Source organism: Streptomyces sp. A0958 (assembly GCF_004795035.1).
In the GTDB taxonomy this organism is placed as follows: Bacteria; Actinomycetota; Actinomycetes; order Streptomycetales; family Streptomycetaceae; genus Streptomyces.
Genome location: NZ_SSBK01000020.1, coordinates 99,227 through 123,034 on the forward strand (window position 1 = coordinate 99,227; position 23,808 = coordinate 123,034).

Genomic DNA, 23,808 nt, shown 5'->3' on the forward strand with positions numbered 1-23,808 from the left:
CGAGTGTCATGCTGAACTTCATCGCCCGCAGGATCGCCTCGGGAGCCGTGCTCCTGGTCGTGATCTCCTTCCTCACCTATCTGCTGTTGTCGGTCCCGCACATCGACGTGGGCCGCCAACTGCTCGGGGAGAGCGCCACCCAGAGCGCCGTCGACGCCAAGAACGCCTCGCTCGGCCTCGACCAGCCGGTGCTCCAGCAGTACGGGACCTGGCTGTCCCACGCCGTCCGGGGCGACCTCGGAAGCTCCTGGTTCACGAGTGAGGACGTGGGTGAGGCCGTCGGCAACCGCCTCCCGGTCACGGCGAGCCTGATGCTCGGTGTCACCGTCGTCACCACGGCCCTCGCCTTCCTGCTCGGGGTGTGGGCCGGGGTGCGGCGCGGCGCGGCCGACCGCTTCGTCCAGGTGCTCGGCGTGGTGGGGTACGCCCTGCCGGGATTCCTGCTGACCCTCGTGCTGGTCCTGGTCTTCGCGGTACGGCTGCGCTGGTTCCCCGCCATCGGCTACACCGGCTTCACCGACTCGCCCAGCGGCTGGCTTTCCACCATCACCCTGCCGGTCCTCTCCCTGTCCGTGGCGTCCGTCGCGGGCGTCTCCCAGCAGGTGCGGGGAGCCGTCATCGACGCCCTGCGGCAGGACTACGTACGCACCCTGCGGGCCCGCGGACTGCCCGCGTCCCGGATCGTGTTCAAGCACGTCCTGCGCAACGCCTCGGCGCCCGCGCTCTCCGTGCTCGGCATGCAGTTCGTGGGCCTGCTCGGCGGGGCCGTGCTCGTGGAGCAGATCTTCGGCCTCCCCGGCATCGGCAGCATGACCGTCACCTACACCACCCGCGGCGACATCCCCGTGATCATGGCGCTCGTCATGCTCACCGTGGTCGGTGTCGTCCTGATCAACCTCCTGGTCGACGTCCTGATCGGCTGGCTCAACCCCAAGGCGAGGGTCGCATGAGCGACAACATCCGGGCGGCCACGGCCCCGGAACCCGCAGCCGTCGCACTCCCCGCCGGCACCACGGAACCGGCCGGGAAAACCGGCCCGGCCGGGCCCCGGCGCACCGGCCGGACCCTGCGCCGGGTCCTGCGCAACCCCCTCGGCGGGCTGTCCGCCGCCCTGCTCCTGATCCTCGTCCTGGCCGTCGTCCTGGCGCCCCTGATCGCCTCGCAGGACCCGGGCGCCTCGTCGCTCGGCGAGGCCTTCGACGGCCCGAGCGGGGCGCACCCCCTCGGCATGGACTCGGCGGGCCGCGACATCCTCTCCCGCGTGCTGTACGGCGGGCGCAACACCCTCGGCGGCGCCCTGCTCGCCCTCGCCATCGCCCTGGTGCTCGGTGTCCCTTCGGGACTCTTCGCCGGCTACCGCGGCGGCCGGTTCGACGCCGTCGCCAACTGGACCGTCAACCTCGTCATGGCGCTGCCCGCCATGGTCGTCCTGCTCGCGTCCCGGGCCATCCTCGGCCCCGACGTCCGGGTCCTGATGATCGTGCTGGGCGTCCTGGTGGCCCCCAGCTTCTTCCGCCTGGTGCGCGGCATCGTCGCCAACGTCCGGGGCGAGCTGTACGTGGACGCCGCGAAGGTCTCCGGCCTCTCCGACACCCGCATCGTCGCCCGGCACGTCCTGACCGTCGTACGCGGGCCCATCATCATCCAGGTCGCGCTCGTCGCGGGCATCGCCATCGCCCTCCAGGCCGGCCTGGAATTCCTCGGCGTCGGCAGCGGAGCGACGGCCACCTGGGGCGCCATGCTCAACGAGGCGTTCCAGAACATCCAGCGCGCGCCCCGCCTCATCCTGTGGCCGGGCCTCGCCCTCGGCCTCACCAACTGCGCCCTCGTCCTGCTGGCCGGAGCCGTACGCGACGCCCTGGAGGAACAGGCACCCCGGCCCCGGACCAGCCGCCGCCCGCGCCCCGCCCCGGCCCCGGCGCCGGCGGAACGCACGGAGGCCACCGAAGCCACCGAGTCCGCCGAGTCCACCGAAGCCGTCGAGCCCACGGCGCCGCGCGCCGCGCTGCTCTCCGTACGCGGGCTCACCGTCGCCTACGCCCGGCCCGACGGCACCGACAAGCAGGTCGTGCACGGCGTCGACCTGGACGTGCGGCCGGGCGAAATCGTGGGCCTCGTCGGCGAGTCCGGCTCCGGCAAGACGCAGACCGCCTTCTCGGTCCTCGGCCTGCTGCCCGAGGGCGGCCGCGTCACGCACGGCAGCATCACGGTGAACGGCCGGGAGACGGCGGGCATGCGCGAACGCGACCACCGTGCGCTGCGCGGCCGCACCCTCGCGTACGTACCGCAGGAACCCATGAGCAATCTCGACCCCGCCTTCACCATCGGCAGCCAGCTCATGGAACCCATCCGCCACCACCTCGGAGTCGGCCGCAAGGAAGCCGCCGACCGCGCCCGCGAACTCCTGCGACTGGTCGAGATCCCCGAGCCCGAACGCACCATGGGCCTCTACCCGCACGAGGTCTCCGGCGGCATGGCCCAGCGCGTCCTGATCGCCGGCGCGATGTCCTGCGACCCGGCCCTCCTGATCGCGGACGAGCCGACCACCGCACTCGACGTACGGGTCCAGGCCGAAGTGCTCGACCTGCTGCGCAGGCTCCGGGACGAACGCGGCCTCGGCGTCCTCCTGGTCACGCACAACCTCGGTGTCGTCGCCGACGTCTGCGACCGGGTCGCCGTGATGAACACCGGCCGCATCGTGGAGACCGGCACCACCGAGCAGATCCTCGGCGCCCCGCAGGACCCCTACACCCGCGCCCTGCTCGCCGCCGTACTCGACGACGCACCGGCCCGCGCCCCCTGGCAGCGACGAGAAGCAAGGACCGCCGCATGAACACCCCTGACGACGCGGCCGCTTCGGACGCCCTGCTCACCGTGCGCGACCTGCGGGTCTCCTTCCCCGGCAAGGGGTGGCGGGCCCCGGAGACCGAAGTCCTCAAGGGCGTCGGCCTCGATGTCCGGCCCGGTGAGACCCTTGGCCTGGTCGGTGAGTCCGGCTCGGGCAAGTCCACCATCGGCCGCGCGATCCTCGGGCTCGTACCGGTGCGTTCGGGCTCGATCACCTTCGACGGCGAGCCCATCGAACACGCCGACGCCCGGCGCCGCCGCGCCCTCAGCCGCGACCTCCAGGTCATCTTCCAGGACCCGTACACCTCCCTGAACCCCGCCCGCACCATCGGTGACACGCTCGCCGAACCGCTCATCGGCCAGGGCACCGGCGCCCGGGAGGCCCGGGGGAGGGTCGCCGGGCTGCTGGAGCGCGTCCACCTGCCCGCGGACGCGGCGGGGCGGCTGCCCCGGGAGTTCTCGGGGGGACAGCGCCAGCGCGTCGCCATCGCCCGGGCGCTGGCGCTGCGCCCCCGGCTGGTCATCTGCGACGAGCCGGTGTCCGCGCTGGACCTGACCACCCAGCGCACGGTGCTGGACCTGCTCCTGGAGATCCAGGAGGAGACGGGGGTCTCGTACCTCTTCGTCTCCCACGACCTGGCCGTCGTCCGCTTCATGAGCCACCGCGTGTCGGTGATCCACCGGGGCGAGATCGTCGAGACGGGCGACGCCGCGACGGTCACCTCGCAGCCGCGCCACAGCTACACCCGCACCCTGCTGCTCGCCTCGCCGGTGGCGGACGTGGCCGAGCAGCGCAGGCGGCGCGAGGCCGCGGCGGGCGGGGTGTCCCGGGACTGACGGGCCGCGCACGCGGAAACGGAACGGGGTGCCCGGGCGGGCGCCCCGTTCTCGCGTGCCGGGCACCTTCGCGCGGGGTCCGCTATCGGCTACTCAGGGTACTTATCAGCTTTTTCAGAGTGTTACGCGACATTTATCCCGCGACTCGTGTCATCTCTTAGGCGATCGGTTGATCAGTACGACAATCATCCCGGCTCGAAGGAGTTCAGCATGCGTATTTCCGCTACCGTCCGTTCCCGCAGCGTCCGCGCGGGCACCGTCGCGGCCGCCGCGGTCGCCGCCGCCGGAGCCACCCTCGCCGGGGCCTCCGCCGCCTACGCCGCGCCCGGCGACAGCGGTGACATCGACATCCGCTCGGTCGGCTGGCACTCGCGTGGCGGCGACGGCGTCGAGGTCTGCAAGTTCGTCCTCGCGGCCAGCAACTTCGAGTCGCTTCCGGCCGTTCCGTGGACGATCACCGCGCAGCCGCCGACCGTCCCCCCGGGCGACACCCTGCAGAGCACGCTGCCCCTCGTCAACGGTGCGGCCCGCAGCCAGGAGTACCTGCTCCCCGAGGGCACGTACCAGCTGGTGTGGACCGTCCCGGCGGGCCCGAAGAACAAGAGCTTCCAGGTGGACTGCTCCAAGCCGGCCGACAACAACGGCCGCGGTGACAACGACGGCCGGGGCGCGGCCTCGGGCGCCGAGAAGGGCTACGAGCGGCCGTCCGGCGGCGTGCCGGCCGGTGGCGGCGGCGTCCCGGACCTGGAGAGCCTCAGCTCCGACAGCGACTCGAACGTCGGCACCACCGCCGCGCTGGCGGCCGGGGCGGTCGGAGCCGCCGGGCTGATCATGGTCCGCCGAGCCGCACGCCGCCGTGCCCGCAACGAGGCATAACCCGCGCAGAAGACGCCGACGGGGCCCGAGCCGGGCGTGTCGTCTGACGATGACGTTGTGCGTGACCTCCTCGCTGGTGACCGGCATCGTCTGGGCGAGTTCCGACTCGTCCGACGATCCGGTCGCCGCCGCCCACGGCAATGACGCCGCGGGCGGCGGCGACCGGCCGGCCGAGGCCGCGCACGCACCCCTGTCCCCGTCGCGGCCGGTGAAGATCGCGGTGCCGGCCATCTTCATCGAAGCGCCCGTCACCGGCCTCGGGCTCGACAAGAAGGGGCACCTCGGCGCCCCGCCGATGAGCAAGCCGAGGGAGGTGGGCTGGTACCGCGGCGGACCGTCGCCGGGCGAGGCGGGGACCTCGCTGATCGTCGGCCACCGCGACACGGAGACCGGACCGGCCATCTTCCTCAACCTCAACGCGCTGCACCGCGGTGACACGGTGAAGGTCACCCGGGCCGACCGGCAGACCGCCGTCTTCACGGTCGACGCGGTCGAGACGTACACGAAGGACAAGTTCCCCGACGACAAGGTGTACGGGAGCACCGGCCGTCCGGAACTGCGGCTGATGACATGCGGTGGGCGTTTCAACAAGAAGGACGGCTACTCGGCCAATGTCGTCGTCTTCGCCCACCTGACGTCACTGAAGAAACAGAAGGTCTGACGGCACACGGTGTGCGGCGGAGGGCCTGATGGCCGAGAGCGGTAGGGAACGGCCGGTGCCTCGGGGGCGAGGCGCCGGCCTTCCGCATGCCGGGGCGCGTCGCCCTCAGCGCCCGGGGCCGTCCGGGCCGCTGTCGTCCCCCTCGACGGACAGCAGGTCCTCGGCGCGGCCTTCGAGCATCCGGGCGGTCTCGACGGAGCGGGGCAGCATGGTCTTCTCGTACGCGCGGACGGCGTCGGCGACGGTGGCGGCGTTCGCGAGGGAGAGGGCGAGGTCGCCGGCGTCGAGCATGGCGAGGTTGACCCCGACACCGAGCGGCGGCATGAGGTGGGCGGCGTCCCCGAGCAGGGTCACCGTCGGATTGTGCGCCCAGGTGTGCGGGACGGGCAGCGCGTGGATCGGGCGGTGTACGTAGGGCCCGTCGTTGTCCGTGATCATCCGGCGCAGGCCGGGCGCCCAGTGGGCGTAGCGCTCCAGGAGGAGGGTGCGGATGCCGTCGGTGTCGGTGCCGGCCGGGCCGCGGGCGCCTGTCCAGTCCGCCGGTACGCGCTGGATGAGGTAGGTGCGGATGTGATCGCCGCCGTTGCGCTGGGCGAACATCGCGCGTTCCCCGTCGGCGGCGTGGGCGCTGCCCCGGCCGACCAGCTCGGCGATGTCGCGGTGGCGGTCGTCCACGCCGGAGAACCAGGCTTCCAGGAAGCTCACCCCGGTGTACGCGGGAACGGCGGACGACACGGCGGGCCGCACCCGTGAGTACGCGCCGTCGGCGCCGATGACCAGGTCCGTTTCGACGGTGGTCCCGTCGGTGAAGTGCAGCTGTCGCGGGCCGTCGTCCGGCCCGCCGACGCGTTCGAGGGTGTGGCCCCACCGGACGGTGCCCGGCTCCAGGGAGTCGAGCAGCAGGTCGCGCAGGACGCCCCGGTCGATCTCCGGCTTGAACAGTTCGTCGGGTTCCGGGACGTGGTGGCCGGTGAGTGCGCCGGCCGCCGTGTACCGGCGCATCTCCTGCCCTTCCGGGCGGGCCAACCGGAAGAAGTCGTCGAGCAGACCGGCCTCGCGCAGGGCGATCTGGCCGTTGTCCGCGTGCAGGTCCAGCGTGCCGCCCTGGTCACGGGTGTGCGGACCGTCGTCGCGGTCGTAGACGGTCACGGCTGTGCCGAGCCGCTGGAGGATGCGTGCGCAGGTCAGCCCGCCGGGGCCGGCCCCGATGATGCTGATCCGGGCGTGGGCGGGGGTGGGTGAGGGCATGAGCGTTCCTTTCGGGCCTTTCGAGGCAGGGGTGGTGCGTGAGAACGGGATGGCTGACCCCACCCGCCTAAAAAGTAGAACATGGAAAAAAGTAGAATCCAACAACTTAGATTTGGATTCCACTGTCGGGTAGGCTCGCGCCCATGACCGAAACCCCCGTCGGCCGCCGCGAGCGCAAGAAGGCGCAGACCCGGCAGTCGATCGCCGATGCCGCGTTGGAGCTCTTCCTGGAGCGCGGCTACGACCACGTGAGCATGCGCGACATCGCCGACGCGGCCGACGTCTCGACCGCCACGATCTTCAAGCACTTCCCTGGCAAGGAAGCCCTGGTCTTCGACCAGGAGGAGGGCGTGGACGCGCGGCTGATCGCCGCCGTACGGGACCGGGCCGCCGGCCAGGGCATCCTCGGCGCCCTGCACCAGCACCTGATCGACAGCTGGCTGCCCCTCGCGGCCCACCCGCAGCGCGAGGAGTTCGACCGGCTGGTCCACTCGACCCCGGCGCTGCGCGCGTACGCCGAACGCATGTGGGCCCGCCACACCGACACGCTGAGCACGGCCATCGCCGACGACCTCGGCGTGCCCCACGACGACCTCGCCTGCGTCACCCTCGCCCGCTTCGTCCTGGAGATCCCCGTCCTTTCCCAGGGGCAGAAGGACCGCCGGGCCGCCGTCGACGGGGTCTTCGACATCCTCGCCCACGGCTGGCGACCGCCGGGCGGGGCGTAGAGCGGCCTTCTAGGTGCTGATGCGGCGCAGGGCCAGGAGGGTCGCGTCGTCGGTGCGGTGGGGGCCGTCCAGGTGGGCGACGAGTCGTTCGGCGTAGTCCTGGAGTCCGGTGTTGCCGACGCCCGGGGCGGCTTCCCGGAAGCAGTGTTCCGCGGCGGTGAGGAAGCGTCGCGTGTCCAGATCGGGGTCGCTGGTGCGGCGTTCGGTCAGGCCGTCCGAGTACATCAGGACGATGTCGCCGACCTGCACGGGCGTGGTGGTGGCGGTGTAGGCCGCGCCGGGCATGACCCCCAGCGGGAGGCCGGGTCCGCCCTCGGGAGCCGGCAACTGGGCGGCGAGGCCGTCGCGTACCAGCACGGGGCGCGGATGCCCGGCGCAGGTCCAGCGGAGCAGGGCGCGTTCCGGGTGGAAGCGGGCGACGATCGCGGTGGCGGTGGACTCGCTCCCGTCGGCGCAGGCCACCTCGTTGAGCCACCCCGTGAGCCGTTCGACGGACTCCTCGGTGTAGGCGAGGCCGGCGAGGGCGTACCGCAGCTTGGCCATCAAAGTCGCCGCCTCCAGGCCGTGCCCGCGGGCGTCGCCCAGGGCGATCAGGAGGCGGCCGTCAGGAAGGCTGCGCGCCTTGTACCAGTCGCCACCGACTCCGGCTTCCCGCGCGTCGGGCCGGTAGACGGCCGCCGCGTCGAGTCCGAAGGGGGCCGGCTCGTCCTGGAAGTGCGGCAGCACCGCTTCGCGCAGGACGTCGGCGACCTCGGCGACGGCGTCGGTGCGCTCACGCTCACGGCGTGCCTCGCGTGCGGCACGCTCGGCCGCCTCGCGGTGCAGCCGGTCCGTGGTGACGTCGATGAGGACCGCCCGCAGGGCCCAGACCAGGCTGCCCGGAGCGATGCGCACGGGTTCGGCGACCATGCGGAACACGCGCTCGCGGCGCCTGCGCAGGCGCAGTTCGCACTCGGCGGTGCGCTTGCGCAGGATGACGTCGTACAGCGTCCGGTACAGACCGGGCAGGCTGTCCGATGTGGTGGCCGTCGCCAGCTCCAGCAGGTCCGGCACCGGTGTGTCGCCGGGCAGGCCGAGTACCTGACGGAATCCGCGGGAGGGCTCGATCCCGTGGTCGCCGAGGTTCCACTCCGCCCAGCAGGAGCGGACGAGGTGCTGGGTGGCTGACGCCATACGGAGCCGGCTTCCGCGCTCCCATGACACCAGGAGGTGGTCACCGCAGGGGGCGACCCGGACCTCGCCGCTGATGCGCACCGGTCCCGTCGGGGTGCTCACGAGCCACTCCGCCGTTTCGGGGCCCTGCGGCGTGCCCTGGTGGTGCGCGCGGGTCAGCATGCCGGGGACCGGCGTACGGGAGAGGGCGGGGAAGAGCTCGAAGAGCGATGCGGGGCCGGCGCCCCGCGACACCGAACCCAGGGGCGGCCGGGAGGCCGCATAGGCGCGGGCCGCGGCGTTCTGGGTCACGTAGAAGACGTCCCGGAGCGCGCCGTCGTCATCGAACACCGGGACCACCAGCAGAGCCGCCATCGGGAGGGCGTCGAGCACCTCCTGGAGGGAGGGTGGCGCCGAGGGCGCCTGGGGCGGCGGAGCCGAGGGCGCGGGGTCGGCGGGGTGGAGCTCGGTGTACGCCGTGACGCGTCGCCGCTGGCTCTCCAGCAGCTCCCGGATCGCCCGCAGCTCCAGCCGGGAGCGCACGCCGTCCACCGGAGAGGGGTCGTCCAGGGGCATGTCGGGCCTTATCGGTGCGGTGCGGCGACGGGTGTGTAACAGCATCGGGGCGGGGCGCCGGGCACGCCAGCCGGTGTGGGCCGAGTGGCCGCCACGGCAGACCCTGAGGGTTCGCGCGAAACTCCTTCCTCGATGGTCAAGAAACGTTGACCATCGCTCGCGGACCTCCGGCATGGGCCGGGGCGTGGCGAACAGCGTTCGTACGAGCAGGGCGGAGAGCACGAACGACGTCCCCGGCCCGCGCCTGCCGGAACGTGCTCGGGCGGGCGGTGCCCCTCGTGGCGCCCATGCCGGCCCCGCCGTCGGCGAGCGCCGGCCCGGCCGCGTGAGGGTCGCGTCCACCTCCCGCATGCCGGCCATGTGCGCCGCCCCGGCCGATGGTCCCGATCACCCCGGCATTCGAGGACCGCGCCGGGGGAGAGCGCCCCCGGCCTGCCGTGACGCCTCCCGCGAAGGCGAGGCGTCACAACGACCCGTCGTCCTCACTGTCAGTCGGGGCCGGCACCGCCGATGCCCCGGCGGCGGACCGCCACTGCGGCCCGGTGGCCATGAGGGACGGCGATGTCGGCCAGCGACCACCCCGACGGGGCGGCCGGTGTCCCGCCGGCGCCTACGTACTCCGTCGACGGGTCCGCACCCAGACCGATGCCGAGCCCCTTCAGATACGCCTCCTTCCTGGTCCACACCCGGGCGAACGCCGCCGGGCGCAGAGCGGGAGCGAGGGCGGCGAGTTCCGCCGCCTCCACCGGGTGGACGACATCGGCCGCCTCGACCAGGGTCTGCGGACTCGGCACCGGTTCGACGTCCACACCGACCGGGGCGGCGGCGACGGCGATGAGGCTCAGACCCTCGCAGTGCGAGAGCGAGAAGTGCAGGTGCCCGCCGGGCAGTACGGGACGGCCGTGCGGCTCACCGCAGCACGGGCACGGCGCCCGGGCCACCGAGACGGTCCGGGGGGCGACGCCCAGGTGGTTGCCGAGCACCCGGCGCAGCCCGATATGGGCGCACAGATAGGTGGCGCGGTCGCTGGGGCGGCGGAACTCCTCCGCCCGGGCCAGCTCCGAGGGGTCGAGGACGAGCGGGGCGTAGCGCGTCGCGCTCTCCTCGTGCGCGGCGGTGGCGACCAGCCAGAGCCGCGCGCCGTCCGGCCCGGGACCGGTGGGTGGGGGCAGCGCCGCGGGCAGCGGGGGCAGCGCGGTCGGGAGGAGGAGGGGGTCGAGGGCGGGCGGTGGACTGGGTTCCAGCAGGGACATGTCTGCCTCACACGGCTGTGGCGGTGGGCTCGGGGGCGGCGGATACCTCCGCTGCGGGGGTCTTCCGCGTCACGGGGGAGCGCAGGGCGAGGGTGGCGGCCACCGGCGAGAACAGGGCGATGGCCGCGCACAGCAGCCAGGTGCCGGTGACGCCCAGCGCGGCGGAGACCGAACTGAAGACGGCGAGCGACAGCGGCGCGGCTCCGATGCTGGACAGCGAGAAGGTGGACATCGCGGCGCCCAGCCGGCCCTCGGGGACGGCCTGTTGGTACGCGGTGACCAGGGCCGGGCCGTTGAGTCCCGAGAAGAGGCCGACGACGCACGCCGTGACGGCCAGGACGCTCGGGGAGGGGACCAGCGCCATGGAGCCCATGCCGACGGCGAGTCCGGTGCCGGTGACGAGGAGCTTGACCGGGACCGGGATGCGGTGGGCGAGGGCCGCACCCACCGCCGCCGACGCCAGGGCGCCGGCGCTGAACGCGGTCAGGGCCGCCGCGACCGAACCGATGCCCCACCCCTCGCCGGAGGCGCGCAGCGGAAGGGCGACCTCGGCCGGCCACAGGAAGGCGAAGTCCATGCAGAAGCAGGCGATGAACATCCAGCGCAGCTTCGGGTGGGCGCCCAGCAGCAGAAGACCGTCACCGGAACGCCTGAACAGCGAGGAACCTGTCCCGGACCGGCGCTCGGGGCGGCCCATGCCATGGGTGACGTGGAAGGCGCAGACCAGCCAGACGGCGCATCCGGCGGCCGAGACGATCATGACGTCGGACAGGCCGCCCGCCACGACCAGCCACGCCCCGAGCGGTGATCCGGCGATCGGCGCCAGCCGCATCACCATGGAGAACAGGGAGTTGGCACGGCCCAGGTGCTCCTGGGGGGCCAGCCGGGTCAGCAGGACCCCGGACGCCGGACCGGTGAGCCCGAGCAGGGAGCCCTCCACCACGGCGACGGCGACCAGGGGCCAGAGGCTGTCGGCGCCCGCGGTGACCAGGGTGCCGATGGCGAGGACGATGAGCCGGGTGGCGGTGGCCCGCAGCAGGACGGCGCGCGGGCCGAGGCTGTCGGCGAGAGCGCCCCCGAACAGCAGCATCAGGGCGCGCGGCAGCGTGGAGGCGAGGATCACGAGGGTGACGGCGCCCCGCCCGCCGAGCTGGACCGCGGTCCAGTTCATGGCGATGAGGAGGGCGAAGCTTCCGCACTGGACGGCGGCCTGGCCGGTGACGAAGCTGCCGATGCGCCGCCAGTCCGGGGCGGACGCCGCTTCGGACGACGGGGCGGAGGGGGTGGTTGTCATGGGTTCGGCTTCCTGGGGGAGAGGGCTCGGAGCGGGCGGTTCAGCGGGGGTGCCGGGTGGCGCGGACGCTGACCCCGGTGTCGTCGCCGCGCAGCGTCGCGGTGACGGCCAGGGCGGCGGCGCGGCCGGCGGCGTGGTGCAGGGCCCGGCGGTCACGCGCGCCGCCGGTGCCACCGTGGGTGCGCAGTTCCAGGCGGCCGCCGAGGTAGCCCCGGCCCGCCTCGGCGAGGGTGCGCTCGGCGGCGCGGCGCGCGGCGCCGGCCAGGGAGTTCTGGTCCTCCGCCTCCCGTATGTCGTCGTCGGCGGCGCGGCGGGCGGCTTCGGCCAGGGAGTTCTGGTCCTCCGCCTCCCGTATGTCGTCGTCGGCGGCGCGGCGGGCGGCTTCGGCCAGGGAGTCCTGGCCTTCCGCCCCCCGTACGCCGTCGTCGGCGGCGGCGACGGTGATGCCGGGCAACTCCCTTACCAGGAACCGGGCCTGGACGGTCCGGCCGCGCCGGCGGTACGGCCACGCGGTCACGGCGCCGCTCCGACGGCGGCCTGGCCGGTGGTGAGTGGTGCCCGCCCGTCGAAGGGGCTGTCCGGCCACCACAGGTCCTCGGGGCCCAGCGCGGTGACCGTGTACTTGCCCAACGCGCTGACCAGCAAGCGCAGTTCGAGGGCGATGCTCTCGACGAGGCGTTCCAGGCCGTGTTCGGGGTCCTCGTCCACCGCGACCAGGGCGGCGCGCCCCAGGCCGACGGCCCGGGCGCCGAGGGCTAGGGCGCGCAGGGCGCGTCCGCCCTCCCACATGCCCCCACTGGCGAGCAGGCAGCCGTCGGGGCGGCCGATCCGGCGCAGGCATTCGGCAAGCGGCAGCCCGACCTGGTCCAGGAAGACCCGGGGGGCCCAGCCGGTGCCGCCCTCGGCGCCGTCCACGGTGACGGCGTCCGCTCCGGCGGCCCAGGCGATACGGGCGGCGTCCCCGATGTCGCGCCCCGGGTGGAACTTCACCCAGGAGCGGGCCTTGGGGAAGTTGTTCCGCATGAAGCGCAGTTGCTGGCGCAGGATCTCGTCGGTGAAGGTGCCGGGCGTGGCACAGCGCAGCCTGCGGTCGTCGTCCTCGCCGAACACCTCGCTGATCGTGAACCGGTCCGCCAGCTGCTCCGCCTCCGCGCCCGCGACCACGGTCATGCCGCCGAGACCGGGCTTGGCACCCTGGCCGGTCTTCAGCTCGAAGGCCAGGCGCCCGGATTCGAGCAGTGGGCGGGTGGCGGGGTCGCTGTAGAGAAGGTTCCAGACCTCGGAGTCGGCGTCCTCGGTCGACTGCTGGACGACGATTCCGCCCACGCCCTCGGGCGCGGCGCCGAGGTAGGCCTCGATGCGGTCGAGGAGCGCGGAGCGGGTGGCGTCCCCGCCGCGCCGGTAGCCGTGGACGGGCACCATGTTCTCCCCGATGACCATGGGGATGCCGAGCCGGCCCGCCTGGCGCGAGGCGTGGACGGCGAGGTCGCCGCTGCCCGCCCGGGTGGACCCGAAGGCCGACAGGTACAGCGGGAGCGAAGCGCCGAAGCCGCCGGTCCGGGTGGTCAGGTCGACATCGCCGGACTCGGGCTCGCGGGCCAGGGCGATGAGCTTTTCGAGCCGCTCGGGCATGAAGACGGGCGGGGCGATGCGGGCCCGGTCGAGCGCGTCGGTGCCGACGGCGCTCTCGGCGCCGGGTCCGAAGAGTTCGGCCCCGTACGAGCCGGGGGCGGGGAAGACCTCGGCGGTGCCGTGCCGGGCGCGGGCGCGGACCTGCCGTTCCGGGAAGCCGGCCGCGGTGAGGGCGCTCACGGGGCCACCACCCCGGGGAGCTTCGGGTAGGCGCTGACCTGCCACAGGGAGTCGAGGCCGGTCAGGAAGCGGACCAGGCGCTGCAGGCCCATGCCGAAACCGGCGCTGGCCGGGATGCCCTCCCGGGCCTCCTTCAGGTACCAGGCGTACTTGGCGGGGTTCTCCCCGCTCTCCCGCATCCGGGTGACGATCGTCGCGTAGTCCGACTCGCGCTCGCTGCCGGAGACCAGCTCGCCGTATCCGTGCGGGGCGATGAGGTCGAAGTTGCGCAGCACACCGGGGCGGTCGGGGTCCTCGCGGTCGTAGAAGCCGCGCGAGCCCTTGGGGTAGTCGTTGACGAAGAAGGGGCGGTCGCTCTCCAGGGAGAGGAGCCGTTCACCGGTCCAGTCGATCTCGCTGTCCGGGTTCTGCGGATGCCCGATGGCGAGCAGGCGGGAGACCGCCTCCTGATGGGTGCACACGTCGTACTTGCCGCTGCGGACGTCCGCGAAGTCGGCCTCCAGGCGCCCGAGTTCGGTGAGGAGGCCGGGGACCGCCGTCCATACGTGCTCGGCCACATGGGTGAGCAGTCCGGCGGCGACCTCCTGGGCGTCCTCGCGGCGGGCGCCGGCGATCTCGACGTCGATCTGGTGGAACTCCACCAGATGGCGTCCGGTGGTCGCGGTCTCCTCCGGCTCCACCCGCACGTTGGGTGCGATGTAGAAGAGCTTCGGGAAGCCGTGCAGGGACGCCTGCTTGTAGAGGATGGCGCTGGTCATCAGCTTGTACGGGCGGCCGTAGTAGTCGACGTCCAGGGCCTTGGCGCCCCGGCCGCCCGGGTCGGTGACGGGCCCGACGAGCGGCGGCAGCAGCTCGGTGAAGCCCGCCCGCCGCAAGTAGTCGCGGGCCGCCTGCAGGGCCTCCTGCTGGACGAGCATGGCGGCGCGCAGCTGCGGTGAGCGCAGGTGTTCGCCGAGCGGGGGCGGCAGGGCGGGTCCGGCGGGCTGCGGGGCGTGGTCCATGACGGGCTCCTGTTCGTGGCGGTGGCGAGGAGATGGCGGTGGCGAGGAGATGGTGGTGGCGAGTGGGCGGTGGCGAGGAGGCGGGGCGGGGTTGCGGAGCGGCCGAAGGGGCCGGCCGGGTCAGGTCGGGCGGGTCGTCAGGCGGTCGGCCGGCCGGGCGGCCACGGGGACGGAGGGCGCCCGGTCGTAGCGGACGGCCATGTGGTGGAGGGCGGTGAGCAGGCCGTCCGCCGTGAGCCGTGCGGAGTCGGCCGGGGCGTCGGGGCGGATAGGCATCGCGCCGGTGTCCGACCAGCGGAGCCGGCCGTCGGCGCCGATGACGCTGCGGGAACGGCCGGCGTTGTCGGGGTGGAGGCAGAAAGGCACGTCGAGCAGGCCGCGCGCGAAGGCGGCCGGCAGCGCACGGGCCAGGTCGGTGTGCAGGCCGAGGACGGCCTCCACCAGGGCGCGGGCCTCCGCGTAGACCTCGCCCCCGGACTCGTCGGCCCCCCGGCCCGGCGGCGGGCCGGCGAGCGCGGCGGCCGCGGCGGCGGTCTCCAGGGCGCGGACGTTCTCGTCGACGGTGGGGATACGGCGGGACTCGGCGGTCGTCTTGACGAGGAGCCGCTGCGCCCCGGACCGCACGGCGAGCCGGGCGGAGGCTTCGAGGAGGCGGGTCGCGCCGTGCTCGGTACGCGGGTAGACGCCCATGTACGTGTAGAGGACGACGTGGTGGTCCACACCGGGCGGCAGGAGCTCACCGGCCAACCGGCGCAGCGCCCGTACGGCCTCCTCGTCCTGGCCCGGGTCGGTCTGCTGCGCGTAGCTCAACGAGACGCTGCGCAGGCCGTGCTGGGCGAAGAACAGGCACTCCAGCACGCTCATCGCGACGAGCAGACCGGGCGGGCAGAGCTGGCCGAGCAGGCAGCCGCCGAAGCTCTCCAGATGCGGGACGGAGCCGGGGCGGGCGCTCGCGGCAAGAATCTCGCAGCCCTCGGCCCAGGCCGCGACGGACTCCCGCAGCGGGGTCCGGCCGTAGGGCAGGCAGTAGGAGACGGGCCCGCCCTCGGTCGCGTCGAGCCCGGCCGCGATCAGCGCCCGGAGGATGCTGTGCGGGCGGGCGGAGCCGTGGCGGACCTGGACGGGGAAGCCGGTGTCGTGGAGGCCGTCGAGCAGGGCGCGGGTGACGGAGAGCGGGTGGGTGGCGATGGGGTAGCCGTTGAGCCGGGTGCCCTCGGTGAGCGCGGCGCGGGCCCCGGAGAGGTCGCCGACGCGGGTGTAGCTGTCGATGGTGAGCGTGCCGACGGTCGTGGCGGTGGCGGCCCTGGTCCGCTCCAGGCCGGTGCGCATGGCGCGCGGGTCACCGAAGCCCATGCGGGGCTGGACGACCAGCCGGCCCGCGGCGGCCGATGCCGCGACGAACGCACCGAAGGGGCGCGGGGCGCTGCTCATGCCACCACCCGGGCGCGAGCCGCCAGGAAGGAGCACAGGGCGTCCAGGTCACCGGCGCCGTCACCCAGTACGGCGTCGCAGCCCGCCTCGCGCAGCCGGGCCGCCTCAACCTCCCCGGAGCGGCCGACGACCCCGAGCTTGCCGCCGACGGCCACCGGCAGGGCGGCCAGATCCGCTTCGGCGCGCAGCCGGCGCACCGCGGCGAGGGCGTCCCGGTAGCCGTGGCCGTTGACGCTGCTGAGCACGACCACGTCGGGGGCATGCCGGCGACAGGCGGCCGTGAGCAGACTGGGACTCACACAGGGGCCCAGCGCGACGACGTCGTGTCCCCGCTCCTCCAGGAACAGCCCGAGATACACGAGGTTCCAGGTATGGGAGTCCGAAGCGGTTCCGCTCAGGAGTATCTTCATGCCTTCGATGATATTTTTCCGGACGCTTCCCGGGCGGAAGTCGAGCGGCAGGAACAGGCGGCAGTTTCCTCCCCCGAATTCGCCCGGAAACACTCCTGCGGACGCCCTCGCCGGCCGTGTTCGTCCGGCATTCCCGTACATCGCTTCGGGGCATACGAAAATGCCGCGCCCCGCAGGAGCTGCGGGGCGCGGCACAGGGGGCGGAGGGTGTCAGGCGTACTGGGCGACCAGGCTCCGGGGGCGGATGTCGGTCCAGTTGGCGGTGATGTACTCCAGCGCCTCGGAGCGGTCACCGGCCCCCCACACGCTGGTCCAGCCGGCCGGGATGTCGGCGAAGGCCGGCCACAGGGCGTGCTGGCCCTCGTCGTTCACCACGACGTGGAAGGCGCCCTCGGAGTTGTCGAAGGGGTTCACGATGTCGCTCATGAATAACTCCTCGTTTCGTTTTCCCGCAGGCTTTTCTCCTGCAGTGCGGAGAGTTTCTCCGCGATGATTCTTCCGATGTGCCGAAAAGGTTCTTCCTCGGCCATCCGCAGATGACTCGATTCCACGGTGTGGTTCTCGACCATTCCTTCCAGGAATGGATTCCAGGTGGCGGCCAGCGCACCTTCCGGTTCACCGGGTCTGCGGGCCGTGAAGAAGACCGCGCCGGTGTCGGCGACGCCGGGCGTGTGCCGGGACATGAGGCCCGCGTGGGTCTCGGAGGCGCGCAGCACGGCCCGGATCTCCTCGGTGCTGAAGCCGCCGAGAACGGGGTCCTCGCGGCGCACACGCTCCACCGCCGCCGGCAGGTCGTCCTCCTGGAGCGCCCCGGAGGCCGCCGCCCGCTCCTCGGGCGGCAGGACCGACACGCTGCCGGGGCCGGTCTGGTGCACGTCCATCAGGGCGAGGAGTTCGACCCGCTGACCGGCCGCGCGCAACCGTACGGCCATGGTGTGGGCGACGATGCCGCCGAAGGACCAGCCGAGCAGCCGGTAGGGGCCCCAGGGCTGGACCTGCCGGATGCGCTCCAGGTAGTCGTCGGCCATCTCCTCGACGGTGCGCGGACGGTGGCCGGGCTCGCTGAGCGCGCGGGCCTGGAGGGCGTACAGCGGCTGGTCTTCGCCGAGGTGGCGGGCGAGACCGGCGTAGGACCAGCCGACCCCGGTGCCCGGGTGCACGCAGAACAGCGGGCGCCGGGAACCGCGGGCGCTCAGCGGCAGCAGGACGCCCATCGCGCCGGCCGTGCCGTCGTGGTCGTGCGAGCCGAGCAGCCCGGCCGGGGTGGGCGAGCGGAACAGGTCGCGCACGGACCGGTCGACACCCAGCACCGACCGCACCCGGCTGACCAGGCGCACACCGAGCAGCGAGTGGCCGCCCAGCGCGAAGAAGTTGTCGTCCGGGCCGACCCTCGGCACGCCCAGGATCTCCGCGAACAGCCCGCACAGGACCTCTTCCCGGGCGTTGCGCGGCGCCCGGTGGGTCGCGGCAGGCCGGTCGGGCGCGGGCAGCGCCCGGCGGTCCGGCTTGCCGTTGACGGTCAGCGGCAGGGCGTCCAGGACGACGACCGCCGACGGCACCAGGTGCCCGGGCAGCGCGGCACGGGCCAGGGTGAGCAGTTCCGCCTCGGTGACCGCACTCCCGGCGCGCGGCACCACGTACCCGACGAGGCTCCGGCCGCCCGGCCGGTCCTCGCGGACCACGGCGAGGGCCTGGCCGACCGCGGGGTGGGCGGCGAGCGCGTGCTCCACCTCCCCGGGCTCGATCCGCACACCGCGCAGCTTGACCTGGCCGTCCGCGCGCCCCAGGAACCGCAGTTCGCCGCCCGGCGTCCACACCACGCGGTCGCCCGTGCGGTACATCCGGCTGCCGTCGCCCTCGAACGGGTCGGGCACGAACCGCTCGGCGGTCAGGTCGGGGCGGCCGATGTAGCCGCGCGCCACGTGCGAACCGGCGATGTAGAGCTCGCCGGGCACCCCCGGCGCGACGGGCCGCAGCGCCTCGTCGAGGACGTGGCTGCGGGTGTTGTCCATCGGCCGGCCCAGGTGCAGCCCGGCACCGTCCAGGGCGCCCCGGCCGCCGGTGAGCCACTGGTTGTGGGAGGCGAAGGTCGTCTCGGTGGGGCCGTAGGAGTGGACCAGGACGGTGTTCGAACAGTGCGTCAGGACCCTTTGGGCGGCGGCCCGCGACGCGACGTCGCCGCCCGTCCACACCTCGCGCAGCAGCCGGAGCGTGTCCAGCGCCTCGTCGGCCATCACATGGAACAGACCCACGGTGAAGTAGGCGGCGGTGACCTCGTGCTCCCGGACCGTACGGTCGGTCTCGGCGAGGTCGGTGCCGTCGCCCCGCATGATCACCAGGGTGCCGCCGTTCAGGAGCGGCACCCAGATCTCGAAGACGGACGCGTCGAAGCCGGTCGCCGAGTGGACCAGCATCCGCCGGGGACCGCCGGCCGCGGTGTCCCGGTCGGCGGCGAGTTCGGTCACGTTGCGGTGGGTGACGCCGACGCCCTTGGGGCGGCCGGTCGACCCGGACGTGAACATCACGTACATCAGGTCGTCCCCGCCGGCCCTCACGCCCTCGTGCCCCGCCGGCCCGGCCTCCGCGGCGGGGGCGTCCACCAGGAACACCGGCGGATTCCCGGCCGATGCCGCCGTCTTCGCGTGCTCGGCGACCGTGGCGACGAGGCGGATGCCCGCGTCCTCGGCCATCAGCCGGACGCGTGCCCCGGGCAGCCCCGGGTCCAGCGGAAGGTAGGCGGCACCGCACTTGAGGACGGCGAGCGCCGTCACCACCAGCGGCACACCCCGCTCCAACAGCACCCCGACGATGTCGCCCCCGCGCACCCCCGCCGCTCCCAGCCGGGCGGCCAGCGCACCGGCACGGGCGTCGAGTTCACCGTAGGAGACGGTCTCCTCGTCGGTGATCAGGGCGGGCAGCTCCGGGGTGAGCCCGGCCCGGCGGGCGATCGCCTCGTGCACTGCCGACCGGTCGCGCGTCACGGTGGCCGTGTCGTTGTACTCCGCGACCAGCCGGAACCGTTCGGCGTCCGTGAGCAGGTCCACGGCACCGATCCGCACCCCCGGGTCGGCGGCGGCGGCGCGCAGCAACCGCTCGACGTGCGCCGCGAGCAGGGCGGCCGTCCCGGTGTCGAACAGGTCGGTGGCGTACTCCAGGCCGCCCGTCAGACCGGCCGGCCGCCCCTCGTCGTCCAGCCGCTCCGACAGGGCGAGGGTGAGGTCGAACTTGGTGGACAGCGCCTCCAGCGGGGCCGGCTCCGCCCGCAGCACCGGTCCGTCACCGGCGGGTGCGGTGTAGTCGTGGTGGAGCTGTACGACGACCTGGGCCAGCGGGTGGTGGGCGGTGGAGCGGACCGGGTTGAGGTGTTCGACGATCCGGTCGAAGGGCATGCCCTGGTGGGCGTAGGCGGCGAGGTCGGTGTCGCGTACCCGCTCCAGCAGTTCGGTGAACGCCGGGTCGCCCGAGGTGTCGGTGCGCAGGACCAGGGTGTTGACGAAGAAGCCGACCAGATCGCTCAGGGCCTCGTCGTCGCGGCCCGCCGTCATGGTCGCCAGCGGCAGATCGGTGCCGGCGCCGTGGCGGGTGAGGACGGCGGCCAGGGCGGCCTGGAGGACCATGAACAGCGTGGCGCCGCTGCGCCGGGCCAGCTCCTCCAGCGCCCGGTGGGTGGCGGCGTCCACGGTGAGCGGCGCATGACCGCCCCGATGGGTGGCCTCGGCCGGACGCGGGCGGGCGGCGGGCAGTTCGAGGACGGGCGGGGCGCCGGCGAGGGCCCGCTCCCAGAAGGCGAGGTGGTCCCGCGCCGCCGGTCCGTCCAGCGACTCCTGCTGCCAGAGGGTGTAGTCGGCGTACTGGACGGGAAGCGGCCGCCAGTCCGGTACGCGGCCCTCGGCGCGGGCGGCGTAGGCGGTGCCCAGGTCGGCCAGGAGCGGACCGGTGGACCAGCCGTCGGCGGCGATGTGGTGGACGAGCAGGACCAGGATCTGGCCGCCGTCGTCGTCCGGGGTGAGCAGGGCGGCCCGCAGGGGGATCTCCCCGGCGAGGTCGAAGACGTGACCGGCGGCCGAGGCCACAGCGGCCCGGAACTGCCCGGCCGGCACGGTGCGGACGTCGAGCACGGGCCGCGCGGCGTCAAGGATCTCCTGGTGCGGTTCCCCGTCGACCGACCGGTAGCGGGTACGCAGCACCTCGTGGCGCTCCGCCAGGTCGGCGAGGGCGCGGCCGAGGACATCGGCGTCGAGGGGTTCGGCGGGGCGCAGCACCAGCGGGATGTTGTAGGAGGCGCTGGGCCCTTCGAGCGCGTCGATGAACCAGAGCCGGCGCTGCGCGCAGGAGAGCGGCAGCCGCTCCGGCCGGTCGGCGCGGGCGGTGAGCGCAGGCGGCGCCCCCGGGTCCGCGCCCTCGGCGGCCCGGGTATCCGCGATGCGGCGGGCGAGGGCGGCCGGGGTCGGGGCCAGCAGCAGGTCCCGCACGTGGACGTCGACGCCCAGGCGGGCCCGTATCCGGTTGGCGAGGCGCACCCCGCTCATGGAGTGCCCGCCGATCGTGAAGAACCCCTCGTGCGGGCCCACCTGTTCCAGGCCCAGGATCTCGGCGAACATCTCCCGCAGCGTGTCGACGTGCTCCGCGTCCGGCCCGTCGCCGGTGTGCGCGGCCGCGTCGGCGGCCCGCCGGGCGGTGAGGGCCGCGGTGCGTGCCCGGCGCTCGTCCAGGGACCAGCGGTCGTCGGAGCCGAGCAGCGCCGTGTCGGCGACGGGCGCCCCGGGCCGGTCGGCGGCCGTACGCAGGGCCTGTTCCAGGGCGCCCAGGAGCAGGCGGGCGGTCTCCTCGTCGAGGACGTCGCAGGCGTACTCCAGGCCCAGTTCGAGACCGGCGGGGGTGCCGTCGGCCTCGCGGCGCTCCACGCACGCGGCGGTGAGGTCGAACTTGGTGGTCGCCGGGCCGTCCGCCCTGAACCGGCCGGTCAGGCCGCCGAAGGCGAAGGGGGCGTCGGCCGGGGCGGCGGTGCGCAGCGTCAGCATCGTCTGGAAGAGCGGGTGCACACCGGGCGTGCGCGGCGGGTTCAGGTGCTCCACCAGGAGGTCGAAGGGGAGGCCCTGGTGGGCGTAGGCGGCGAGGTCGGTGTCGCGTACCCGCTCCAGCAGCTCGCTGAACGCCGGGTCGCCGGAGGTGTCGGTCGGCAGGACCAGGGTGTTGACGAAGAACCCGACGAGGGCGCCGAGGGCTTCGTCGTCCCGGCCCGCGACCGGGGTGCCGAGGGCCACCCGGTCCCCGCAGCCCGCCGCGCGCAGGGCCAGGGCGAGGGCCGCTTGGAGGACCATCAGCATGCTCGCGCCATGGGCGTCGGCGAGCTGGACGAGGCGGGTGTGCGCCGCCGGTTCGAGGTGCGCGGTGACGACGCCGCCGCGGTGGTCCGGCACGGCGGGGCGGGGGCGGTCCAGCGGCAGGTCGGTGACGGCGGGCAGCCCGGCGAGCGCGTCGCGCCAGTGGACGAGTCCCCGCGAGACGGCCGCGTCCGGGTCGTCGGCGGTGCCCAGGACGTCGTTCTGCCAGAGGGTGTAGTCGGCGTACTGGACGGGAAGCGGCTCCTGCTCGGGGGCGCGGCCCTCGGCGCGGGCGGCGTAGGCGGCGGCCAGGTCGTTCATCAGCGGGGCCAGGGACCAGCCGTCGCCCGCGACATGGTGGAGCAGCACGGCCAGCACCGCCGCAGGGCCGTCACCGGCCCCGCCCTCGGGTACGAACAACGCCACCCGCACCGGCAGCTCCCGCGACAGGTCGAAGGTCTCGGCCGTGAACTCCGTGACCCTGGACGCGAGTTCGGCGGCCGGGCACGCGACGGTCCGGGCACGCACCACGGTCGGGGCCAGGACGTGCTGGTAGGGCTCCTCCTCCGGGGCGAGGAAGACGGTACGCAGCACCTCGTGGCGCTCCACGAGGTCGGTGACGGCGGCGGCGAGCGCCGCACGGTCCGGCACACCGTCGAGTTCCAGCACGATCGGCATGTTGTACGCGCAGGACGGGCCGTCGAGCTGGTCCAGCAGCCACAGCCGCCGCTGCGCGTGCGAGAGCGGAACCCGGTCCTCGGCGGGCAGCGGTTCCTCGTGGACGACGGACAGGCGCGGGTCCGTGGTCCGCAGCGCCTTGCGGTTGATCTTCCCGGAGCTGGTACGGGGCAGAGCGGCGACGATGCCGACGGCGGCCGGCACGGCGGCGGCGGGCATGCGCTCGCGCACCAGGCCGCGCAGCTCCTCGGCGCCGACACCGCCCTCGGTGACGACGAACGCGACGAGCCGCTTGACGCCGTCGGGGTCCTGCTGGGCGACGACGGCGGCCTCGCGGACCTTGGGGTGGCCCGACAGGACGGAGTCGACGGCGGCCGGGTCGATGCGCTGCCCGCCGATCTTCACCTCGTCGTCGAGGCGGCCGTGGTAGAGGATCTGGCGGTCCTCGCCGATCGTGACCAGGTCGCCGGTGCGGTAGGCGCGCTCGCCGTCGAGCTCCGTGAAGCGCCGGGCAGTCAGCTCCGGGTTGTTCAGGTATCCCCTGGACAGGCCCCCGCCGAGCAGCCAGAGCTCACCGGAGACGACGGCGGCCCGGACGCCGGGCAGGGGGCGCCCGATGGGGACCGGTCCTTCGCCGTGGCGGGTGAGGTCGGCGACCGTGGCGACCACCGTGGTCTCGGTCGGCCCGTACGCGTTGAGCAGCCGCACCCGCTCCCCGGTCAGCTCGCGCCACTGGGCGACCCGCTCGGGCAGCGCGGCCTCGCCGTAGATGATCACGGTGTCCAGGCAGTCGGGGAGGCGGACCGAGCCGGTGGTGAGGACGTGGACCAGCTCGTGCCAGTAGGCGGCCGGCAGGTCGAGCAGGGTGATGCCGTGGCGTGCGCAGCCGGCGAGCAGATCGCGTACGTCCAGCATGTCGTCCGTACGCAGGACCAGGGTGCCGCCCGCGCCGAGGGTGGCGAACACCTCCTGGACGCTGGCGTCGAAGTGGAGCGGGGAGAACTGCAGGACGCGGGAGCCGGGGCCGATGCCGTACGCGGGGGTGGCGCCCGCGACGAAGTGCGCGAGCGAGTCGTGGGCGACGACGACACCGTTGGGGGTGCCGGTGGACCCGGACGTGTAGATCACGTAGGCGGCGCCCGCCGGTGCGCCGGGCCCGGGCAGGACCAGCTCACCGCTGCGGGCCACCTCGGCGGGCGTGGGCGCCAGATCGCCGCAACCCGCCTTGAGGATGGCCTCGTTCCGGGCGTCGGGGGCCTGGATGTCGAGCGGGAGATACGCGGCACCCGTGGAGAGGACGGCGAGGAGGCCGACGACGGCGTCGATCCCGCGCGGCCGGTGCAGCGCCACCAGACGGCCGGGCGCGGCCCCCTCGGCGGCAAGAGCACGGGCACGCTCCCGTACGGCGTCGGCGAGCCGGCCGTAGGTCAGGCGGGTGTCGTCGTGGACCAGGGCCACCGCGTCGGGCCGGGTACGCGCCCGGTGGGCGATGAGGTCGAGCACCGGAGGGGCGGGTGAGGGAGAGGGACCGCCGTCCAGCAGGTCTTCCGTTCTGATGGGGGGCATCCTGGCTTTCCTTCTGTCGAGGCGAGAGACCGGGGCGAACGGTTCCTCTCGCCTCCGTGCCTTCACGCTAGAAGCCCGAGACCTCCCCCCACGGCAGTCGGCCCGGCAGCTCCA

At 73.9% G+C, this 23,808-nt stretch carries 17 protein-coding genes; 6 read left to right on the forward strand and 11 right to left on the reverse strand.

Annotated features, from left to right (window positions below; translation table 11 throughout):
* Nucleotides 1–8 precede the first annotated feature (8 nt).
* The 5 genes from E6P78_RS20460 (at nt 9) to E6P78_RS20480 (ending at nt 5,221) form a co-directional block, all read left to right on the forward strand.
* Entirely contained in the window at nt 9–950 is a 942-nt protein-coding gene (locus E6P78_RS20460) for an ABC transporter permease (protein ID WP_136205072.1), read from the forward strand.
* Nucleotides 947–2,833: a dipeptide/oligopeptide/nickel ABC transporter permease/ATP-binding protein gene (locus tag E6P78_RS20465; RefSeq protein WP_240799296.1), complete on the forward strand. Its 1,887-nt coding sequence runs from the start codon at nt 947–949 to the stop codon at nt 2,831–2,833. Before E6P78_RS20460 ends, E6P78_RS20465 begins: the two co-directional genes overlap by 4 nt.
* Nucleotides 2,830–3,684 (forward strand): ATP-binding cassette domain-containing protein, encoded by an 855-nt coding sequence (locus E6P78_RS20470; RefSeq protein ID WP_136205073.1) that lies wholly within the window; start codon nt 2,830–2,832, stop codon nt 3,682–3,684. Before E6P78_RS20465 ends, E6P78_RS20470 begins: the two co-directional genes overlap by 4 nt.
* A gap of 210 nt (nt 3,685–3,894) precedes the next feature.
* Nucleotides 3,895–4,560, forward strand: a complete 666-nt coding sequence (locus tag E6P78_RS20475) for a hypothetical protein (RefSeq protein WP_136205074.1) — start codon at nt 3,895–3,897, stop codon at nt 4,558–4,560.
* A 49-nt stretch (nt 4,561–4,609) separates the two neighbouring features.
* A complete protein-coding gene (locus E6P78_RS20480) occupies nt 4,610–5,221 on the forward strand; it encodes a class F sortase (RefSeq protein WP_136205075.1) in 612 nt (203 codons plus the stop codon).
* Nucleotides 5,222–5,326: 105 nt separating this feature from the next.
* Here E6P78_RS20480 and E6P78_RS20485 read toward each other — a convergent pair whose 3' ends face one another.
* Nucleotides 5,327–6,469, reverse strand: coding sequence for an NAD(P)/FAD-dependent oxidoreductase (locus tag E6P78_RS20485; RefSeq protein ID WP_136205076.1), 1,143 nt, complete (start codon nt 6,467–6,469; stop codon nt 5,327–5,329).
* Nucleotides 6,470–6,612: 143 nt separating this feature from the next.
* Here E6P78_RS20485 and E6P78_RS20490 point away from each other — a divergent pair, with 143 nt between their 5' ends.
* Nucleotides 6,613–7,197: a TetR/AcrR family transcriptional regulator gene (locus E6P78_RS20490; protein ID WP_136205077.1), complete on the forward strand. Its 585-nt coding sequence runs from the start codon at nt 6,613–6,615 to the stop codon at nt 7,195–7,197.
* Nucleotides 7,198–7,206: 9 nt separating this feature from the next.
* Here the strand turns inward: E6P78_RS20490 and E6P78_RS20495 are convergent, their stop codons facing one another.
* From E6P78_RS20495 to E6P78_RS20535, 10 genes are all read right to left on the reverse strand, one after another.
* On the reverse strand, nt 7,207–8,925 hold the full coding sequence (locus tag E6P78_RS20495) for a PP2C family protein-serine/threonine phosphatase (protein ID WP_136205078.1): 1,719 nt from the start codon (nt 8,923–8,925) through the stop codon (nt 7,207–7,209).
* Between the two features lie 488 nt (nt 8,926–9,413).
* A complete protein-coding gene (locus E6P78_RS20500) occupies nt 9,414–10,178 on the reverse strand; it encodes a 4'-phosphopantetheinyl transferase superfamily protein (RefSeq protein WP_136205079.1) in 765 nt (254 codons plus the stop codon).
* A 7-nt stretch (nt 10,179–10,185) separates the two neighbouring features.
* The gene (locus E6P78_RS20505) at nt 10,186–11,472 is read right to left on the reverse strand and encodes an MFS transporter (protein WP_136205080.1); all 1,287 of its coding nucleotides are present in this window, start codon (nt 11,470–11,472) and stop codon (nt 10,186–10,188) included.
* Between the two features lie 40 nt (nt 11,473–11,512).
* Nucleotides 11,513–11,989 carry a hypothetical protein gene (locus E6P78_RS20510; protein WP_240799297.1) on the reverse strand — a complete coding sequence of 159 codons (477 nt, stop codon included), beginning with the start codon at nt 11,987–11,989 and terminating at the stop codon, nt 11,513–11,515.
* The gene (locus E6P78_RS20515) at nt 11,986–13,284 is read right to left on the reverse strand and encodes a glutamate synthase-related protein (protein WP_136205081.1); all 1,299 of its coding nucleotides are present in this window, start codon (nt 13,282–13,284) and stop codon (nt 11,986–11,988) included. The genes E6P78_RS20510 and E6P78_RS20515 overlap by 4 nt, the downstream gene beginning before the upstream one ends.
* Nucleotides 13,281–14,285 (reverse strand): asparagine synthetase A, encoded by a 1,005-nt coding sequence (locus E6P78_RS33520; protein ID WP_240799298.1) that lies wholly within the window; start codon nt 14,283–14,285, stop codon nt 13,281–13,283. Before E6P78_RS33520 ends, E6P78_RS20515 begins: the two co-directional genes overlap by 4 nt.
* Nucleotides 14,286–14,405: 120 nt before the next feature.
* Complete coding sequence (locus E6P78_RS33525) at nt 14,406–15,716, reverse strand: methylaspartate mutase (RefSeq protein WP_240799299.1); 1,311 nt, start codon at nt 15,714–15,716, stop codon at nt 14,406–14,408.
* Nucleotides 15,713–16,126 (reverse strand): cobalamin-dependent protein, encoded by a 414-nt coding sequence (locus E6P78_RS20525; protein ID WP_136205082.1) that lies wholly within the window; start codon nt 16,124–16,126, stop codon nt 15,713–15,715. Before E6P78_RS20525 ends, E6P78_RS33525 begins: the two co-directional genes overlap by 4 nt.
* A 210-nt stretch (nt 16,127–16,336) precedes the next feature.
* Nucleotides 16,337–16,552, reverse strand: a complete 216-nt coding sequence (locus tag E6P78_RS20530) for an MbtH family protein (protein ID WP_136205083.1) — start codon at nt 16,550–16,552, stop codon at nt 16,337–16,339.
* Nucleotides 16,549–23,694, reverse strand: coding sequence for a non-ribosomal peptide synthetase (locus E6P78_RS20535; RefSeq protein WP_136205084.1), 7,146 nt, complete (start codon nt 23,692–23,694; stop codon nt 16,549–16,551). The genes E6P78_RS20530 and E6P78_RS20535 overlap by 4 nt, the downstream gene beginning before the upstream one ends.
* Nucleotides 23,695–23,808 lie beyond the last annotated feature (114 nt).

Bases quoted from the DNA above. Each gene is read 5' to 3' on its own strand.
- E6P78_RS20530 (WP_136205083.1), bottom strand. From the start codon at position 16,552: ATGAGCGACATCGTGAACCCCTTCGACAACTCCGAGGGCGCCTTCCAC.
- E6P78_RS20470 (WP_136205073.1), top strand. From the start codon at position 2,830: ATGAACACCCCTGACGACGCGGCCGCTTCGGACGCCCTGCTCACCGTG.
- E6P78_RS33525 (WP_240799299.1), bottom strand. From the start codon at position 15,716: ATGAGCAGCGCCCCGCGCCCCTTCGGTGCGTTCGTCGCGGCATCGGCC.
- E6P78_RS20535 (WP_136205084.1), bottom strand. From the start codon at position 23,694: ATGCCCCCCATCAGAACGGAAGACCTGCTGGACGGCGGTCCCTCTCCC.
- E6P78_RS20480 (WP_136205075.1), top strand. From the start codon at position 4,610: ATGACGTTGTGCGTGACCTCCTCGCTGGTGACCGGCATCGTCTGGGCG.
- E6P78_RS20485 (WP_136205076.1), bottom strand. From the start codon at position 6,469: ATGCCCTCACCCACCCCCGCCCACGCCCGGATCAGCATCATCGGGGCC.
- E6P78_RS20500 (WP_136205079.1), bottom strand. From the start codon at position 10,178: ATGTCCCTGCTGGAACCCAGTCCACCGCCCGCCCTCGACCCCCTCCTC.
- E6P78_RS33520 (WP_240799298.1), bottom strand. From the start codon at position 14,285: ATGGACCACGCCCCGCAGCCCGCCGGACCCGCCCTGCCGCCCCCGCTC.
- E6P78_RS20495 (WP_136205078.1), bottom strand. From the start codon at position 8,925: ATGCCCCTGGACGACCCCTCTCCGGTGGACGGCGTGCGCTCCCGGCTG.
- E6P78_RS20475 (WP_136205074.1), top strand. From the start codon at position 3,895: ATGCGTATTTCCGCTACCGTCCGTTCCCGCAGCGTCCGCGCGGGCACC.
- E6P78_RS20490 (WP_136205077.1), top strand. From the start codon at position 6,613: ATGACCGAAACCCCCGTCGGCCGCCGCGAGCGCAAGAAGGCGCAGACC.
- E6P78_RS20460 (WP_136205072.1), top strand. From the start codon at position 9: ATGCTGAACTTCATCGCCCGCAGGATCGCCTCGGGAGCCGTGCTCCTG.
- E6P78_RS20525 (WP_136205082.1), bottom strand. From the start codon at position 16,126: ATGAAGATACTCCTGAGCGGAACCGCTTCGGACTCCCATACCTGGAAC.
- E6P78_RS20505 (WP_136205080.1), bottom strand. From the start codon at position 11,472: ATGACAACCACCCCCTCCGCCCCGTCGTCCGAAGCGGCGTCCGCCCCG.
- E6P78_RS20465 (WP_240799296.1), top strand. From the start codon at position 947: ATGAGCGACAACATCCGGGCGGCCACGGCCCCGGAACCCGCAGCCGTC.